The sequence below is a fragment of the Photorhabdus kleinii genome, assembly GCF_025384885.1.
GTDB lineage: Bacteria > Pseudomonadota > Gammaproteobacteria > Enterobacterales > Enterobacteriaceae > Photorhabdus > Photorhabdus kayaii.
Genome location: NZ_JAJAFY010000026.1, coordinates 18,479 through 36,597, shown reverse-complemented (window position 1 = coordinate 36,597; position 18,119 = coordinate 18,479). Strand labels below are relative to the sequence as shown.

18 protein-coding genes and 1 pseudogene are annotated in these 18,119 nt (G+C 42.2%); all 19 read right to left on the bottom strand.

What is annotated here, in order from left to right:
- Nucleotides 1-27: 27 nt before the first annotated feature.
- Entirely contained in the window at nt 28-444 is a 417-nt protein-coding gene (locus tag LG003_RS13450) for a hypothetical protein (RefSeq protein ID WP_262980953.1), read from the bottom strand.
- Entirely contained in the window at nt 441-887 is a 447-nt protein-coding gene (locus tag LG003_RS13445; protein ID WP_112876599.1) for a GPW/gp25 family protein, read from the bottom strand. The genes LG003_RS13450 and LG003_RS13445 overlap by 4 nt, the downstream gene beginning before the upstream one ends.
- A 12-nt stretch (nt 888-899) precedes the next feature.
- Nucleotides 900-2,501, bottom strand: coding sequence for a phage baseplate assembly protein V (locus tag LG003_RS13440; RefSeq protein WP_262980952.1), 1,602 nt, complete (start codon nt 2,499-2,501; stop codon nt 900-902).
- Entirely contained in the window at nt 2,498-3,181 is a 684-nt protein-coding gene (locus LG003_RS13435) for a CIS tube protein (protein ID WP_112894764.1), read from the bottom strand. Before LG003_RS13435 ends, LG003_RS13440 begins: the two co-directional genes overlap by 4 nt.
- Nucleotides 3,168-3,362: a DUF5908 family protein gene (locus tag LG003_RS13430; protein ID WP_112876596.1), complete on the bottom strand. Its 195-nt coding sequence runs from the start codon at nt 3,360-3,362 to the stop codon at nt 3,168-3,170. The genes LG003_RS13435 and LG003_RS13430 overlap by 14 nt, the downstream gene beginning before the upstream one ends.
- Nucleotides 3,359-3,817, bottom strand: a complete 459-nt coding sequence (locus LG003_RS13425) for a phage tail protein (protein WP_262980951.1) — start codon at nt 3,815-3,817, stop codon at nt 3,359-3,361. Before LG003_RS13425 ends, LG003_RS13430 begins: the two co-directional genes overlap by 4 nt.
- An 18-nt stretch (nt 3,818-3,835) precedes the next feature.
- Entirely contained in the window at nt 3,836-5,026 is a 1,191-nt protein-coding gene (locus LG003_RS13420) for a phage tail sheath family protein (RefSeq protein WP_262980950.1), read from the bottom strand.
- Nucleotides 5,027-5,080: 54 nt separating this feature from the next.
- Nucleotides 5,081-6,475: a phage tail sheath family protein gene (locus LG003_RS13415; RefSeq protein ID WP_262980949.1), complete on the bottom strand. Its 1,395-nt coding sequence runs from the start codon at nt 6,473-6,475 to the stop codon at nt 5,081-5,083.
- An 11-nt stretch (nt 6,476-6,486) separates the two neighbouring features.
- Nucleotides 6,487-7,569, bottom strand: a complete 1,083-nt coding sequence (locus LG003_RS13410; protein ID WP_262980948.1) for a phage tail sheath family protein — start codon at nt 7,567-7,569, stop codon at nt 6,487-6,489.
- Between the two features lie 174 nt (nt 7,570-7,743).
- Entirely contained in the window at nt 7,744-8,193 is a 450-nt protein-coding gene (locus tag LG003_RS13405; protein WP_088372255.1) for a phage tail protein, read from the bottom strand.
- A 662-nt stretch (nt 8,194-8,855) separates the two neighbouring features.
- Nucleotides 8,856-9,062 carry a hypothetical protein gene (locus LG003_RS23490; protein WP_390894141.1) on the bottom strand — a complete coding sequence of 69 codons (207 nt, stop codon included), beginning with the start codon at nt 9,060-9,062 and terminating at the stop codon, nt 8,856-8,858.
- 8 nt (nt 9,063-9,070) lie between these two features.
- A pseudogene (locus LG003_RS23485) lies at nt 9,071-9,190 on the bottom strand (GNAT family N-acetyltransferase); the annotation flags it as partial.
- The gene (locus LG003_RS13395; RefSeq protein WP_262980947.1) at nt 9,187-9,465 is read right to left on the bottom strand and encodes a type II toxin-antitoxin system TacA family antitoxin; all 279 of its coding nucleotides are present in this window, start codon (nt 9,463-9,465) and stop codon (nt 9,187-9,189) included. The gene LG003_RS13395 and the pseudogene LG003_RS23485, both read right to left, overlap by 4 nt.
- Before the next feature lie 178 nt (nt 9,466-9,643).
- Nucleotides 9,644-10,507, bottom strand: coding sequence for a cytotoxic necrotizing factor Rho-activating domain-containing protein (locus LG003_RS13390; protein ID WP_112876590.1), 864 nt, complete (start codon nt 10,505-10,507; stop codon nt 9,644-9,646).
- Nucleotides 10,508-10,931: 424 nt separating this feature from the next.
- Nucleotides 10,932-11,840 (bottom strand): hypothetical protein, encoded by a 909-nt coding sequence (locus LG003_RS13385; RefSeq protein WP_262980946.1) that lies wholly within the window; start codon nt 11,838-11,840, stop codon nt 10,932-10,934.
- 279 nt (nt 11,841-12,119) lie between these two features.
- Nucleotides 12,120-13,022: a DUF4255 domain-containing protein gene (locus LG003_RS13380; protein ID WP_112876588.1), complete on the bottom strand. Its 903-nt coding sequence runs from the start codon at nt 13,020-13,022 to the stop codon at nt 12,120-12,122.
- A 24-nt stretch (nt 13,023-13,046) separates the two neighbouring features.
- Nucleotides 13,047-15,125, bottom strand: coding sequence for an ATP-binding protein (locus LG003_RS13375; RefSeq protein WP_262980945.1), 2,079 nt, complete (start codon nt 15,123-15,125; stop codon nt 13,047-13,049).
- Nucleotides 15,126-15,134: 9 nt separating this feature from the next.
- Complete coding sequence (locus LG003_RS13370; RefSeq protein ID WP_262980944.1) at nt 15,135-16,769, bottom strand: contractile injection system tape measure protein; 1,635 nt, start codon at nt 16,767-16,769, stop codon at nt 15,135-15,137.
- A gap of 63 nt (nt 16,770-16,832) precedes the next feature.
- Complete coding sequence (locus LG003_RS13365; RefSeq protein WP_262980943.1) at nt 16,833-18,053, bottom strand: phage tail protein; 1,221 nt, start codon at nt 18,051-18,053, stop codon at nt 16,833-16,835.
- Nucleotides 18,054-18,119 lie beyond the last annotated feature (66 nt).

Sequence of the window (18,119 nt, the reverse complement as noted above, 5' to 3'; positions counted from 1 at the left end):
ATTTAAAAATAAGGTTGAAAAGGTTATTTATCCGGCACTGACGATATATTGGCTGGCAATAAAACGGCCTTTTCCCATACTCGGCGTTGTCACATCCGGGCCACTCGATGGATTATTTGCCGGTTGTGTCGGGGTGAAGCGGGCAGTAAATTGCTGTCCAACTACGATCATTGTGGCAGGGCTGCGGCAAAAGTTTGCTTGCTGGCTGGCATCCAATTGAGCAATGGTGACCATTCCCATACCGGGTATCGGGTGGCTAGGGGTAATATATTGCGCCTGAAATTGGACCTTTTTTTCGTCTCCCACAATGGCGATCTTTTTGCCTTGGATCTGGGCGTGCCCGCTGCCTCTAATGGTGGCCGGTCCCAGAAGGGTGACTTGCCGGTTGCCGAATAACGGTTCAAATAGCAGATTGTCACCATCCACCACACATTGTTTACTCATAGGTTCACCCACACTTGGCCTTCGCTGACCTCAAGGATGCCATCAATTTGTTGGTTGATTTCGCTGCCTCTCAGGGCGTAAGTCACCTGAACATGCAGGGTATTGGGTAAGTCCGTTCTTTGATTGACCTGAATCATCGTGATTTGCGCGCGCGGTTCATAGCGCAGTACCCGTTCTTCAATTCGAGTTTGGATTTCTGCTATCAGTGCATCATTAATATTGGCAAACAGATAATCATTCAGACCACAACCGTAATCTTCACGCATAATGCGTTCGCCGGGTTCAGTGAGAAAAAGAATTTTCATGCTTTGGCGGACATTCTCTGCACCTGATGCCATTTGGACTCCGGTAGGTATTTCTGGATGCGTATTATCTTTAATAAAAAACTGTGGTGGAAAAGCCCAACCCCGGCCATAAATATCGGCTAATATATTGTCTGTCATTTCGTTGTCCTATTATTGTGTTAAGTTAATTTTCGCACCTTTAATATCGACGCCGGACTTTCCAGTGGCTGACAAGGATTTTTCAGCCTGTAGGTTAATTTCCTGGGCTTTGGTGATCAGATTTTTCGCTGAATCTAGCGTGATATCTTTATCCTGTTGCAGTGATAATGAATGTTTTCCGCTATTAAGGGCGGCAATTTTATCTTGATGATTGAACACTAATGCTTGTTGATTATCCCCTTGTTTAATGACCAAGGTTTTTATTGGATTTTTTTCACTGGGTGCTATTGGCGCTTTATTTTTCGGGTTGTGCATAGCGCCTAATATCACCGGGAAGCGGGGATCGCATTCAAAGAAACCGATAATCACCTCATCCCCCGGTTCCGGGTAGAAACAGAACCCGCTTTCATGACTGGCATAAGGTTTACCCAGTCGGGCAAAAAGTACGCTGTTGGTTAAATTTAACGCCGGTATCCTGACCGGAATTCGATCCAGTGACTGCTTGTCTTGTTGGTATTTTTCCACAATCCCCACGTGCAGCTCTTTAACCTGCGGGACCGCCGGTTCTGTCTCCGGCAACAGGCCCAGAGTTAACCGGGTACGCCAGCCTTGTCGCTGATTGATGGTTTGACTGGCGCCGGTGATAACGCTTTTACCATCCATTCCCTGACCAAAGCCGCTTAACGCCAGAACATCCCCCGGTTGATAGCGGCTATTCCCTGCAACTTCAACATTGCCGGAGACGTTATCATTTCGCAGGTTATTCAGGATGCCTTGCGCAAGGTATTTGGCTTGTTCATTATCTTGCGGATAACTGAAAACCCATTGCCATGTCTGATCGGTTAAAGTTGCTAAACTGTCTGGCGCGAGTTGACCACTGCCAAGCCGACTGTTTTTTGCCTGAGTGGCCTGAGACAGTTTTTGTTGTGCGATATCCCAGAATTGTACGCTCACCGTTTTGGGGCTGTGTCGGTTATCCCATTGCAGATCTGCTTCAAACAGCACAATGTCTTGATCGCCGGCACGTTGTTTAATCGTGTGCTCGGTCGATTGATTAAGTGATTCTGGCGTTGCCAGCGTGACCGTCTCGTTACCGGGTAATAACCAGATATTGGTTGCGGCCAGCCGGTTTTTTAAGAATTTCCAGTCATGGCAGCGAAACTGGACCATTTGCTCATGTTCAGTTTTAAGCTGAGGCGCCTGTTTTATCGTGACCGGTATACCCGCCTGACTGAATAGTTTTCTGATAATGGCTTCGTCACTTTGTTGGCTGAATAGCTGTGAATGGAAATTGTTAGTGAGTTTTTGCAGTGGATGTTTCGCTGTTAGGGTAACCAGACTGTCCTGACCTTTGAACTTAAGCGCTTGCCGAACAATGATCCCCTTAAACAACACGGTTTTTTGCAGTTGCACGATCAGTTCTTGATTGGGCCGACAGCTTGTGAGTTCAGCTTGAGCTTTAGCGGTAAAAATCGCGTTGGCGTCACCGGCTACACTAAGCGTGATATTGGCTGTGGGGATACCGTTGATTTGATGGTTTACGGTCAGACTAATGACAGAAAACTGGCTGAGGGTTTTTCCCGCTATTTTAACGTCTATCGCCGGTATCTTCATGCATCCCCCTGTGCCTGTAGCGTTTGTCCCGGGGTGAAATCATCCAGATTATCCAGATTGTTTTGCCAGGCGAGGGTAAGGTAATCAATGCCGCCTGCCAGAGAGGCCCCGGCACCTAAGGCGATTAACGGCAGAGAGAGCATATCGGTCACGCTGACTGCGGTGATCGGCGGTGATTTTAACTGCTGTTCAGTGGCTTGAATAACAAAGCTTTCGTCCGCGATCAGCGATAAAGTCGCGCTGGCTCGTAGTGGCGTAGCGTCCCGATCAAACAGGGTGTAATTGATGGTGAGATCACTGGCCCGGCAAGCGAAATAACCTTTGTTTTCCCAACGCATTTTGCCCCATTTGATTTTGAGGAAGTGGGGCACGTTGGTGCTGGCATCCACCGTACACAGAGTTTTCAAGGTTGAGAGTTGGGTTTCTACCGGGATAGTGTTGCCCGGCATGGTGGCGTCAAATAGCAGGACTAACGTCAAACCGGCGGGTTGTGATAGCACATAGCGGCTGCTTTGGCTGGCATTGTTAACACTTTCATCCTGTTGGTAGCGGGTTTGATAATCGAGCTGAATCCCATCAGGGTTATACATCGCCTGTAAGCTGCCCACGGAGATTTTCCCTTCCCGGTCTTTAAAGGCGGTCAGGGTGAGTTTGGACAGGCTGCGTTCAATTAAGCTCATAATAGCCTCCTGTTTCACGCAACGCCTCTAACACTTCCTGTTTGACGATCTCGATCAGACGGGCGTTATCTAGCGTCTCTTGGGCTAATGTCTGTGGTGTGACGGGATTAAGTGTGATGGGATTACGTTCGGAATCAGTCACTTTGGCCTGAATAATCAGCTCTTTAATTTCGACGGTCATACTTTTACTCCTAACCAGCGCATATCCTGATAACGCAATTCCAGTGAGTTCACCAGAACGGTGTTGCTATTGGCGTCAAAGTCACCGGTGGACCAGCGCACCGGTAGCGCGTTGCTTAATGTCCAGCTTGCCACGGGTAACGCATTTTCATTCAGTAACATAATCACGACATCGGCATAGACCGCTTTTTCGCCACGCAGGACACGATCAAACACCAGCGTGAGGGGTGTCACTGTCATCACGCCACGCTCCAACATTAGACTGCCATGCTGGATCTTCTCAGCCAGCCAGACATTTCTGGCATTTTCCCCTCCTTGGCTGTGTTGGCTAGTTTGTAACTCACGGCTCAGGCCCGATATTCGTTGAAAGGCGATATCCAGCGGGCTGGGAATGTTGTTAAAAAGAAAACTGGCGATAAAACGGTGTGACACAGCCGGGGTGTAGAGGTTGTTCATATTTTGCCTCTGTTTAACTTAGCGGGTGATACCGATATAGGTATCGAATGTCAGGTTTAGCTCAATAAATTCCGCTGGAATTAAGACCGCAAGGCTGATTTTTATGATCATTTTTCCGGCCTGTATATCGGCTTCACTCATTGATTCACCCACACCCAATAACACCTTGAACGCTTGATCTTCTTGGGTGCCTCGTAGCCCGCCGTTTGACCATAACTGACGCAGCCAGTTATGGGCTTGCCCTTTAAACTTCATCCAGGTGATGGCGTTATTGGGTTCAAAAACGAAAGCCCGGCCGAGTTGGGTCATATGGGCTTCGATATAAGAAACCAGACGACGGATTTGGATATAACGCCAGAGGGAACCGGGAGTATTGTCCAAGGTTCGGCATCCCCAGATCCTAATGCCTTTGCCGGGAAAGCTGCGGACCAGATTCAGCGAGGCGCCATCCGGGTTAAAGAGCGCATTCGCTTCAATATAAGAGTGTACCGGGCTAATGACTTTGGCTAAGGCAATGTTGGCCGGAGCGGTCCATACGCCTTGTTGGTTATCGTTACGCTGGATAACGGCAGCTACTGCGGCGGTTGGTGAAAGCACGATAGGGTTTTGCGCTTTATCCTGATAGGCGCTTTTTAGTCGCGGCCAGTATACGGCGCCCCATTGTCGATCAGCGGAAGAGAATTGAGTTAAACACTCGGCGGCTAATGTCGGATCGTCCGGCGCATCCAATAACCCCATAATGCCGCGTCGGCTTTTGCAAAGATTGAGCGCCGATTGCCAAAATTGTAACCAAAGATCTCTTTGAATATAGGAAATCTCTGTCTGATTAAAGCGGATAACATCCGGGGTGATAATCAGGGTAATGTCGTTCTCTGCGGCAATCGTTTGAGTCAGCCACGCTTGTTGCAAGGCAGTGATCAATGACGAAAAATCGCTTAATAGATTCTCCGTACCCAGTGACAGCACATAAGCTTGTTGACCGCCGTTTTCAAAGAAGTGGCGCACGGAATAGTACATTAATCCTGACTCAGGAAATGACTGGGCAAAATCGGCCAGACTGTTAAGTTTGATAGCCGTTTTATCGCCATCGTTTTTATTGACTGATGATGAGGTATAACCAATAAAAACCGGTATACCGATAAACGTGTCATCTTGCTTTGGGGATATCAGATTTTCTGTGACGGTGACGCTCGGCTGTGTTATCTCCATTATCGTCTCCTTAACGACTGAATAGACGCGGTGTTTAACCGCGTCTCAGTACGATTACTGTGCTACATTTTGTGAAAACTGAAGGATAATAAATTCAGCTGGACGTACCGCGGCCATGCCCACTTTGACAATCATTTTCCCTTGTTTAATGTCGTCGTCAGACATGGTGATGCCTTTACCAATCTGAACAAAATAGGCTTCTTGCGGTTTATTTCCGGCTAATGCCCCTTGTTGCCATAAGGAATAGAGATAGTTGTCAATGGCTGACTTCACCCGTTCCCAGGTGGGCTGGCTGTTGGGTTCAAAGACAGCGGATTGCATAGCTTGTTTGATATCCCGCTCTGCGCTGTTAAAGAGACGCCGTACCGGAATGTAGCGCCAGTTGTCATCATTTTGCAGAGTACGTGCGCCCCACACGACAAATCCCCGATGGTTGAAGTAGCGAATGGCATTGATGCCCTGCTGATTCATGGTGCCTTGTTCATCGTCATTGAGTCGTTCAGTGACATCACTAATTCCGCTTAGCACGACATTCGCCGGGGCTTTCCAGACACCACGGCTGGCGTCAGTGGCGCAGTAGACCCCCGCCATGACAGCACTGGTAGGAATAGTATTGCCGTTGGCGGCTATTTTGTCCTGTATTGCTTTAGCTGCTTGCTGGTAGACAGTGAGGTTTTTCTGTTTGAGTTGCGCCAGATTTTTGATTGCATCGGGTTTTGTTTCTGCATCTTCATAACCTGAAACTGCAATCAGGCTATCTTCCACAGGAATAAGTTGTGAGACTTTCACCGCCGGATAGTAAGTTGCGGTTTGCGATTGCACATTAACGCCAGGTATGCTGGTTTTAGTTTGGCTGTCAGCGATAAGGAAATACCCGGCATTCAATAATGCGGGTGTTAAGCTGTTGTATATTGCGCTCTGGTAAGAAGAATCCTGTTCAGGGCAGACGATTAAAGTAATCTCCAGAGCTTGCTCAATTAATTCGGGGATTAATGCCGAAGTGGCAGTGTCTTGGGGATTCGCAACCGGCAGGATATAACAAGGTCCACCGCCATTTTGAAAATAAAGTTTTATCGCATCACTACTTGTTGTGTAGGTACCAACAGCTACAGCGTAAGTGTAACCGGAGCTTGTATTACCTGCGTTAAGAGCGATATCGGTTGTAGCAACAACTGTTGTATCGCCCGCAACTTTCCCGGAAGGCGGAGTGGGGGGCGGTGGCGTTGGCTTGGTCGATGTGATGGCGATTGACGTAATACAACCGACATTAAATAGATTCGTAAAATCCAGCCAGCTACTAACACGTACCGCTTTTGGGGTTGTGCTGGTTTTTTTAGGTTGGAAACGGCCAATAAAAACGGGTATTGCGGTGTTCCCGTGGCTGACAGAGAGCGATAATGACGCATCTTCTTCAATATAAACGCCGGGATAGGTCGGTGTTGTTGGCATGAGACCTCCGATTATTGTGCGATATTCTGTGTGAACTGCAAGATAATGAATTCGGCTGGACGAACAGCGGCCATGCCGATTTTGACGATCATTTTGCCCTGCTTGATATCGTCATCAGTCATAGTGATGCCTTTACCGATTTGAACAAAATAAGCCTGTTCAGCTTTGCTGCCCATCAATCCGCCTTGCTGCCAGAGGGAATGGAGATAGTTATCAATCGCCCGGCGCACAGCTTCCCAGGTTGGTTGGCTGTTAGGCTCAAACATCGCGAAACTCATGGCGTTTTTAATGTCCCGTTCAGCGCTGTTAAACAGGCGGCGAACCGGGATATAACGCCAGTTATCGCTGTCCTCAAGGGTTCTGGCTCCCCAGACCAGCGTACCGCTCTTAGGAAAGGTACGGATCATATTCAGCGCCTTACCTTGGTTATATTTTCCTTGCAGGTCGTCGGTCATCGGATATTTAGGTTGTAATCCTCCTTGAACAGGAACATTAGCGGGAGCTTGCCAGACGCCTCGGCTGTTATCGACACTGGCATAAATACCGGCCATGACGGCACTCGGTGGAATATCAACCAAGGTTCTCTTTTCTCCCCATTCAGCGGTCAGCCAGGGGTAGTAAACCGCGCCATATTGGGTTGCTGAATAAGATTTAAGAACATCGTCTGGTTGTAGACTTGAGGTTATTTGGGTGGTTGGGCCATCAAAAATGGCGAATAATCCTTTGCCTAATTGGCAAAGTGTCCCGACGGCGGTGGTGATCTCTTCTCCGGCAGCAACCAATAGCGTGACATCATCAAGTACTGGAACTTGCTTTTCTAAATCTTGCGTTTTGACGAGATAAGCATATCCACCGCCGTTAATAAAATAGGCACGCAGTGCGATATCCAGTTTATCGGAAGGATTAAATTGTCCACCTTTTAGTGTTAAATACTCCAGCCAGTTACTGACGCGAATATAGGGCTTACTTGATATTAATGAATGATTATTTGCGACGGCAAAAACAGGCACTGCCGTTGCACCCGAACGAACCGAAAGTGCGGGTGAAGCGTCCTCTTCAATATAAACGCCGGGATAAGTTGGGGTTATTGGCATATTGTCTCCAAGTTCTTGTGCGATATTTTGCGCAAACAGTAGGATGATGAATTCGGTCGAACTAATGGGCCATGCCAATGTTGATCATCATGTATTAGCGCATGGATAATTGGCGATGTCAGACGATTATCTTCTTCAATATAAACAACGTAATAAATCGTTATTGTCGATCTATTAAGGTGCTTGAATGGTGACTCGATCCGCGACCAGTGCGATTTCTTGAATAGCGATATCGTTGCTGGTGGCATCAAAAGAGGGGGAGGTGAATGACGTTGGGAAGGCATTTGTCACATTCCAGGTCATCAGAATTTCGGTGCCGGCTTCATTGGTCAGGCTAATTGCGATATCTTTTTTCTCAACTTGATTAAGTTGAATAGAATTAATCCAGTCAAAAAGCTTAGTGTCGCCGGAGAAGACGCCTTTACGTAGGGTAATATTGATCGATTGACGTTGGCCCGGCATTTTATAGTAATTACCGGTACCATCTTTATACTCGATGACGTCATGAGAAATATCTAGCCCGGAAACGTTGTTAAAAGGGATTTTCTCATCACCAATAGAGACAACAAACCGATAAGCAGGAATGGGATAGTCAACAGCAATTTGTTCTGGAGTTATAGCCATGATTTTTTCCTTGATTGTTTACATTTGAAATATAAGGAAAACGTCTATTACTTTGTTTTCCTTAGTACCTAACGATTGGGTATAGCTACCGCAACAACCTGATTTATAGAGGTTATTTTTTATATGAAATAATTTAGAGCCTATTCCTCTTCATTACAAAAAGGCCAAATAAAATAGCCTCAATGTGCTAGGTAGTTATTTGACGATTATTTAAATCACCTCTCGTGAAACGAAATAATTATAGATACGGAATTTCCAAGTGCGATTATCAATTAATAATAATAATGATTGTTAATTGATATAGCAGGTTTTGATAATTTTATGCATCAGCATATCTTGATTGATTTCTATAAATAGGGAAATAAAAACGCCCGTAACTTTAATCTGGATTAATACTTCAAATCCATGCTATCGCTTATTGCCAGATGGTTGTGTTTTGTTTTTCAAGTTATACCCGTTATCTTTCAAGTTGCCTCTTTGTTGGCGGCATTCGCTCACCCCGGTCACATAGTTTGCTATGCTCCCGGGGATTCACTCCCTTGCCGTCGCGATGCATCTTGAAATCCATAGGGTATATCACTATTTCATTTTGGTACAATTGACGCCATGTAACAAAGATGTCTGGAGGCAATTGTAACTTCGGGGATATTTGATTTATTCATTCAGAGTTTCCCTGCTATCATCAGCGCTGCGTGGATTGTTTTAAACGGCAGCAACAGTGATAAAGGAGCATCCAATAATGGAACAGCACTATATCCCGCATACCAGTTAGCGACACGCTCATTTTTAGCATCAATCAGCAACGCAATCCCACCTGCCTGAGCTGCAAGTGACTGCTCCCCGCCGTAAAAAACGGCGAGGCTTCCCACTTCTCAGGCTCATGATTCTGCCTTGCATGGCGATATAAAAACTGATTCAACAAACCATCGCCACAATCGAAGGCTGCACGATCATGATGCTTGCTGATGGGTTCTTCGTGCCAAGATAGTAACGTTATGGCAGTTCCGGCAAAGCAAAGGCAACAGCCATGAGCTTATTGTTGGGAGCCGGTGGATTATCCAAAAGGTCCAGGACATATAAACTGTCTTTCTCTGTCAGTTCAAGCTGTTCGTTCTCATCGATAATCTTCCGCGTTGCCGAGACGACGTTGCGGATCACAAATTCGGTCAGATTGGTGTGTTGTATGGCTGCTGCACGCATCAACAGTGATTTTTCTTCAGAGGCAATACGCAACGACATACGGTTATTGGTTTCTACTGGGATTTGAGGCATGATTGAAGTTCTCCATTTTGTACGCATTAAAATAGTACACATACTAGGTGTGGGTATATAACAATCAGTACACTTTCAAAGTGTACATGATGAGTGTCAAATACAAACGTTTTTAGTACAACTGCGACGGCTATTGATCAGACTCCGCATATTCCAGGTGAATGTCACATCTGGCAGACTATAACAACCGTTTTTTGAGTGAATTGATAACCTCAATACTATTACCGTCTTTACCAGGTGAAACGATAGCATCCTCCGATAATACTTTGACGTTCACCTTACCGTTATCATTAGCCAGCAGTGCATAGCTATAGCCGGCTCTAATAACCGGTCTTCCCGGCTTGATTTCATCGTAGTTAAAAACACTGACATTTTCTGCGGTATTATCAATCACAACCGCCTGTTTTCCCATATAGGTAATAACGCTCTGATCATATTCTGCAAAAATATTCACTAAATCGTTATTTTGTTGGTTAACCGCAATCGGTTTGCTATCCGATAAAAGGGCTTTGTGACTCTGACCGGTAGTGACAACGCCATCTTGGCCGGTTTTCCATTCATCATCACCCGGTTTCTGGCCCGTATGATAGGCAAAGAAATAATTATCCTTCACGGCATACACCATGGTACAACCGCTTAATGTCCCGGACGTGACAATGACCGGATACCCAGGCCGAATATCTCGCAAGGCAATTTTTATTCCTACGGTTCCCGATGCGCCATTAACTACATTAATGCCGGTAATATTGTGGCCTAATCTATTTTTTCCCCAATGTCTTCCTATCGTTCCAGAACCCGATTCTGAAGAGGTCACTTGGTCACCACTAAATCCCATAATAACATCATGAAAAGGGTTCTCCTGACCAGAGTCACTATTTCTCAAAGACCTTGCCTGAGCAAGTTGCTGATGGCTGTCATAGCGATGCGCTATCACCGGTATGTCGATTGGGGCATTATCGCTACCCACTAATAACCCCTTGTTCTTTAGCGGGGAAATATGCCCTTTATTAAGTTTGCTGTCTGCGGTAGAGTGTTTGAACATTAATAAGTCCTCTAATTAATTAAATTTGCTACGTTTAAGATTTATCTGAAAATAATTATTCAGATGATCTGATGCTATGAGTTTGAAATCCATAAGGCATATGTATTTAATCATAAATTTAAAGAGTAGATATTTAATTGAGATCTATTTTCAGATTTGTCTGGTTTTTACTATCAACATTTTAATGTAATAATTACCTGACTAATCAGAAAATAATAGAATAGATGGATTTAAAAATTAATTATTATGGAAAATAACGGGAGCTATGTTATCAAATACAGCTCCCGGTTTTTCCATGTAAGTTATTATAATCTAGAATACTTGTTTCAAGTTTACTATTTTCTATTTTTACGACTTTAGAATATTGGGGGGCTGTTTGTTAATTTTATAATGATGAACATATTAGGAATAAGTAATATATAAATTAATTATCATTGATATTCTTCCTATTATACCCAGAAACTTTCATATCTTTAGAGATAAAGGTGTCGGCTTCAATTGAAGGCTTACTGAATGACCACCGATTAGATTTAGGTTTTATATTTATGATATTAGGGGCTGCGGCTATTTTCTGATAGTGAAGTTGCCATTGTTTTTCCTCCGGGTTAAATTTTAGGAATGCAGAACCATAGGTATTTTCCATAACTTTGCCATCGGCTTCGTGGTATCCATAATCGCAGAATTCCATTGCTGCAATCATACCCATTCCGTGATCAATATTTTGGTTATTATATTCAACGTCTTCTTGACCACCTTGTACGTGCCGAACCCGGAGAATATCTTTATTCATTTTATCGACAACAAATGAACATCCACTGAATCCTGGGGTGAATACATACTGTGGATGGCGACTGAGATTGGGTTGTGTTGGGATATCAACATATCCTCCTTGTGGGGCCCAATAAGCTAAAATGGACATGTCTTTATCCGGTATTTCATTTTGCCAGGTATCGACAATTTTTAATGCGTTGAATGGCACAGTTTCATCTGATGGTTTAATTTGTAGTGCCTTGAACACCAGATTTCCGCCTCCTTCTTTGTTATTTAAAATATCTTTTACTCCTTCTGACATTTTTATCTTTTGCGGATTAATTAAATCGGTAATAATCGGTTGTGAAGTTAGTGCACTTTCACTTAATATATCAGACATTGCTATTGGAATTGCGCTATATTGTTTTTGTTTAGAATGAGACGGAATAAAAGGTTGTGCACCTTCTATATTCCGTTCATTCCCTGTTCTTAACTTTTTCTCTAACGGTAAATCCAATCCTAATCCTAGTGAGCAGCTACTCATAGTATTATATTCGTTAGGATATATCGAGCGTTTTTCCATTCTATTTCCTGAATGTTGAATTTTTTCACTGTATTTGTTGTTTGGCATATTATCATCTGTTAGTTTTTAGTGGGAATAAATAATGTATTTTTATTCTATTGATATATACCCAATGGATTTCAAGATGCATCGCGACGGCAAGGGAGAGAATCCCCGGGAGCATAGCAAACTATGTGACCGGGGTGAGCGAGTGCAGCCAACAAAGAGGCAACTTGAAAGATAACGGGTATATTGTGTTTTTACATAAAGGTGTCAGCTATATTAATAATGAAGATAAAATTAAACTCCAATTAATTTGTCAGAGTTCTCTTTGGAAATAATAATACCGACACTATTGATCTCAACAACAGCACTTTGACTATTTTGCCATTTTGCAAGAATATCTTTTATTTGTGGTAAATGAATTGAATGGGTAATGCCAGAAGTTTCAAGAATAACACTTATATTTTGCTGACTTTCATTATTGCCTATAGCGAATTCAGTGATCAGATTGACTTTAGCTAGGGCAAGGCGAATATCCTCCGTACCACCTAAATCGGCACACAATTTATCTTTCAAAGCTTGATTTATTTGTGAATTATCTATATTTGGTTTTTGATTCACAGAAGAGGATATTTTTCTGATTGGTATTACACTGTCTTCAATATTTTGTAATTTCATTGGTACGGTAATGGAATACATTAAAGAGAGGCGAGGGCGATTACCGAGAGCTTGCCAGAAATTACCTAAGCTATTTAAATTCTCCTGTTGGGGAATAATTCGAGTATAGGCACCGGGAATGCCGGTTAATTGACGGTTGTTAATTAATGCATTCAGAATACGAGTCATCACTTTCGCCGCCTGATTATTGGGCTGACTATCCGGGCTTGAACTGTCGCTTGATGGTTTATTGGCATCCCAGTAAGTAATTAAATAGTTACAATTGATATTGACCCATCCCGGTAATAGTGTGCTGGTCATCGGGTTATAGCGTCTTGGTTCGGCAGAACGTAATTGAAGATCTTCATTGATATCATAAAGAAATACACTAACCGTCGGTTCCGATTGAATGGAATTAATTTCGGGTAGATCAAAGCGGATATCAATCTTATTGCCATTGGTATTTAAATACTGGGATAAAATAGTATTTAATGCATTATTTACTTCAATAATTGCATTGTCAGAAGCAATTAGGGTTGTCATGTTTATTCCTATTCTATTGAATGTTTAAAAAGCCAATCGGCCTGTTTTACTTAATTCGAGTGTAACCGCCCGATCTAAATGTTGATTTTCGATTTGTTCACAGTGGTCATTTTTCGCTAACATTGATGCTAATAAAGCAATATTTCTGATATTAGCCCCGGTCAAATCAGCTCGTTCAGCCAGATATTCAAAATCAACTTCATTGGATAATGTCAGTTGTTCCGGCCAGATGGCTTGCCACATTTTTTTACGCAATGTTTCATCAGGGTAAGTAAAACGCGTAATAAAGGTGAAGCGACGATTAAACGCACTGTCTAAATGACTACGATTATTGGTGGCTAAAATCACCAATCCCGGATAATTTTCTAGTCGTTGCAATAAATAAGAAACTTCAATATTAGCGTGTCTGTCTTGGGCGTCTTTGGTTTCGCTGCGTTTGCCAAATAGAGCATCCGCTTCATCGAAAAATAGCACTCCAGAATCCGCTTCGGCTAAATCGAAAATACGGGAGATATTTTTCTCCGTCTCACCAATATATTTATTCACCACGGTAGAGAGATCGACTTTAATTAGATCAACACCGAGATGCCCGGCAATCACTTCTGCGGCCATGGTTTTTCCGGTCCCGGATTCTCCGTAAAATAGTGCACTAATGCCGGTGCCATAACCGATTTTTTCCCGAAAGCCAGTAGCCAGAATTTGGTCACGATAATGAATAGCAGCAATAATTTCTTTTAATTGTTGCGCTAATGCGCCTGAAATGACTAAATCATTAAAGCTACGTTTGGGGGTTATTCGTTGAGCTAATTTACCGAAGTTTTGTTGGGCGCGGAAACTTAATGCCTTTCGCAGATCGATTTCTTCCAATTGACCGTTTGGTTCTCGGAGTATTTGATATTGACTCGCTTCTTTAAGGATTTGCGGCAATGTTTCTGCGGTAAATGAAAAACGTTGGCATAACTGAGTAATATTGATTTCCTGAGCGATATTATCCGGTAAGCTTGTTTCGAGCATGGTTTTTTTATCTGCCAGAGTAAGTGCGGGCATATTAATTTGCACTATTGGCAGATGTTTAATCCATATTAATGAATCTTGTGGTTCTGCTAGACAAACTACGCGTAATTTTGGTTGGTTTAATAATGTAGATAACTCGTTGTGCCATATTCTCTTTTCCTCTGTCAATAAAGAAAAATTGCGGATTAATAAGCAGGCATCGTGTAACCTGACTTCCCGGACTGCATCCATCAGCAAGTTAGATATTGCTGCGGTGTTCTCTTCGTCCGGCAGACGGGCTAAATCCAGGGTTAAGGTACTAATATCATGAGACGCCATAATATGACTGACAGCTAATTCTCTGGCGCTATCCGGTTTTCCTCTGAGTATGACCAACGGGCGTATTTCATCGGTTTCATTTAGTAATATCTTTTCAAGTGAATGACAAAGAGTTTGTGGATACCAACGATGTGAGGCCGGAGAATGCCAATAAGTACAGGTTGTCAACGGCGGTAAAATAATTTGCTGGCCTGATAAGCAATGCCAGACAGCGCTATGAGTTAGAAATTGGGTTTGTAGCCAAATAGACTCTTCGTGATTATTGAGCCGTAATAGTTGGTTATTGATTAACGGTGTTTGTGGTAAAAAGCTGTTTTGCAGTAATTGCCGGTCACTTTGGCGTTGGCTAAATAATTCAATAGCTAAAGCAAAACTCGGCCACTGTTTTTTACTGTTACCGTGCAGAGCGGCAAATAATGCATGATAACGGTTATCGAAGTGCGGTAATAAACCTAATAATAAAACATCCTGTTCAAATTCAGTGAGATCAAAACGTTCGACTAATAGTGATAATGCATTGGGGTTTTCTTCGATTTCAGGGACATTAATAATATCATCCTGTTTGGTTATCCAATGAGGAATACCTTGTGGCTTTACCAAATGCTGCTCTAATTCATCTTCGTTAAGTAGAAAGCTTTCCGGTAAATAATCGTATTTTTCTCTGTTTTGGTAATAGTAATGCTGTAACCGCAAATCAATACGTTCCAGATGGGGATAAATCCAGCGTAATTCTGTCACCATATGGTGGTTGTTTTTAAGTAAAGAGTTCATATAAACCTGTTAAATGTTTCGCCAGTCGATTAATAAAGCGTGGTCCAGCCAGGGAAGTTTGGCGATATTTAATGGCCACGGCCAATCGGCCAGCAATGCATCAAATGGTTGTTGCTGAATGATGATTTTAATTTCCTGATCATTGATCAGCAATTCACCTGGTCGTTGTAAAAACAGTTGGCGGACGTCACTGTGGCTTAATTTTTTCCAGCCGGGAAGTTGAGTAATAACGGTATCTAGACATTGCGCGGTTATTAATTGTTTTTTTTGTTCAAGAGAGATTGATTCACTTTTTTCATCAGCCGTTAATCCACACAGAATATTATTGAGTCTCTTACGTTCTGCCGGTGTTTCTTCGGTTCCCCAAATCAGATGGTCAAGGAAATTAACGGCGCTGAATCGGGCTTGACGATGAATAAATTTTTGCTTCTCAAGTAAACCAAGTTGATTAAATAGTGCGGGCAACATCGGCCATAAAATTAATATTCCCGCATTACTGACTTGGCATGGAAGGACTTGTTCAGGTAATACAGTTCGTTCAGAGTGTGGTCTGTTAATAGTTCGAAGTGGGTTAGGTCTATTTCCTCCTGTAACCGATGTTGATAATGCTTGCTGATCTTCGGCAATTATCTTTTGGTTTGTCGAATGTTGATATTGCTGAACGTTTGAGAAATTAACGTTATTCATGGTTGATTTTTTACTGGGTAGATTTTTATCTGTGTGGTTTGGTATAAAATATTCCAACAGATATTGGTATTCTTCAACCGATAGATGATTTTGGCAAAGTCGTGAAATAGAAACGGTTTGCCAGAGTTGTTTCAGCCAACTATTTAATGGAGTATTGTCGGTCATAGTTTGGCGAAATAATGTAATAACAGATGTAGCATTAAGTACGCCGTTATTGAGTTCAGTTGTAATACGTGAAATGATTTTCGCATTGGGTTTAGGTATATCCTGTGCATTATGTCGATGTAGATATTCCAGTACATTAAGTATCAGTTGCCCGGAGGAGACAAGCTCCTCCTGATGTTGTGGTTTGTTTACTCTTGCGGATAATCTGCGGTTGATGGCGCTTAATAAAGCGGGTTGCTTGATCGCCAAAAATCGTTGTATACCGTGTTCAGATAGGCAGCTTTTTGCCAATAGCAATATCCATTGGTTCTCTATCTGTGCTAATTGATGGGTAAGTTTATTAATATCTTTATTATTGGTTATTGCCTCCAGTGTATTTAATTGGGGATCTTGTTGATATAACGAGTGAATAAAATTCTCTGCATTAATGAAATTATTATCGCCAGATAAAGATAACTTATTGATAAATTTACTGGATATTGATTTATTCAGTAGAATTTCTTCTTTATGATCGTTTACCTGATATTGGCTAAGTGCTTTATTCAGCTCTATCTTTAGACGAGCGGGAAATAATGAATTAAAGTTATGGAGACTTATTTCACCAAGGTTCAGGGTTAATTTCTCTAAAGAGATATCTTGATGAATGTTATATTCATCAAAATAGGAATTGAGTAATTTATTTATACTGGTTTGATTAAGCAGGGAGCCATGCAATACTTTTTTAGCCACCTGTTGACTGTCAGCCTCAATAGTAATGGTAATCTGATTTAACAGATTTGGCTCCGAAGTCATATCGATATTTCCTTGGTAATGAGTAAATAATAGGTAATTTAAGTCTGTATTTGTAGAATAGAATTAGAGTTTCATAATAAAGGCTAATAAATAATAAGGCGGAATTACATCAACGCTATGATTATGTGAAGAGGATGATGCTGTTGCCGGGTGATCATGTCCTTTGCCTCCTCCTGTGTTTGATGTATATGGGTGATAATCTTCTCCGGTTGAAGGATAACACCATATTGAACTGTTTTCTCTATTATTTATTTGATAACTGGTTTGTGAGAAAGAGGCATAATTATATTTTATTCCTCGATTCTGATTATAAGGCATACCCCCAATATGTTTATGACTAGGTATGTGTGATTCTTCTAATATAGTATCTTCCACAGTAACACTTACCGAAATTGTCTTTGATGTTGTATCTTTGAAAAAATTTTTTCCATTACCACTACCATTGGCTTTATCGCTATTTCCTTTATCAGAAAAGTTATTTCCACACATGACAAAACGACTTCTTAAATCTGGGGTTCCCTGCGTTCCATCGCAAAAAGCCCATCCAGGAGGAGCGCTATCACCAGAGAACATTACAATCATTCCTCTGGGGAGTACTTTATTGGGATCAATACTGACACCGTTTGAATTAACTGTGATACCGTTACCGGCTTTGACTGATACTGTCTGGTTACCTACAATAATGCCATCACCCTGACCAATTGTTATTCCACCAGATCTGTCAATCAGACCATCATTAAGTTCTACAGAGAAAACATTATTTCTGAGTCTTAATGAAGAATAACGGGAATTTTTAGTTTCCCCAATATTTAAACTGACTCCGTTACTGTCTACCTTAATACCTTCACCAGCTTTAACTTTTATCCCTTCATTAACTATTTCAATACCGTAATGATTATCGACTTCAAGTTTATCGTTGTTAATTCTCAATCCTCTGCCGGTATTGACTGCTAATCCGCTATTATCAGCTAATAAGCTTTTATTTTTGATTTTTACGCTCACACCATTGTTATCAGCTTGTAAGCCGCCGCTAGAGTTAACCTTTACCGCTAGTCCGCTATTATTATTCAGAACTAAGGCTGAATTTGGATTATCCGTCTGATCGGGCGCTTTACCAACAGCCCGGCGGCCCATATCAGCAATATTAATTAGGTCGGCATAATCGGTTTGTAATGGAATACTGCCTTCTTTGAAGCGTTTTTTTAAATTATCTGCTGATGGGCCATTTGATTTGATATTTTCCATATTGGATTCTGCATTAGATAGATTAGGTTTTTTTTCCATTTTTATTACCTTATATATGATATTGAATTATTCTGATTTAAATGTCTTGTATACCCTTCATCCTTC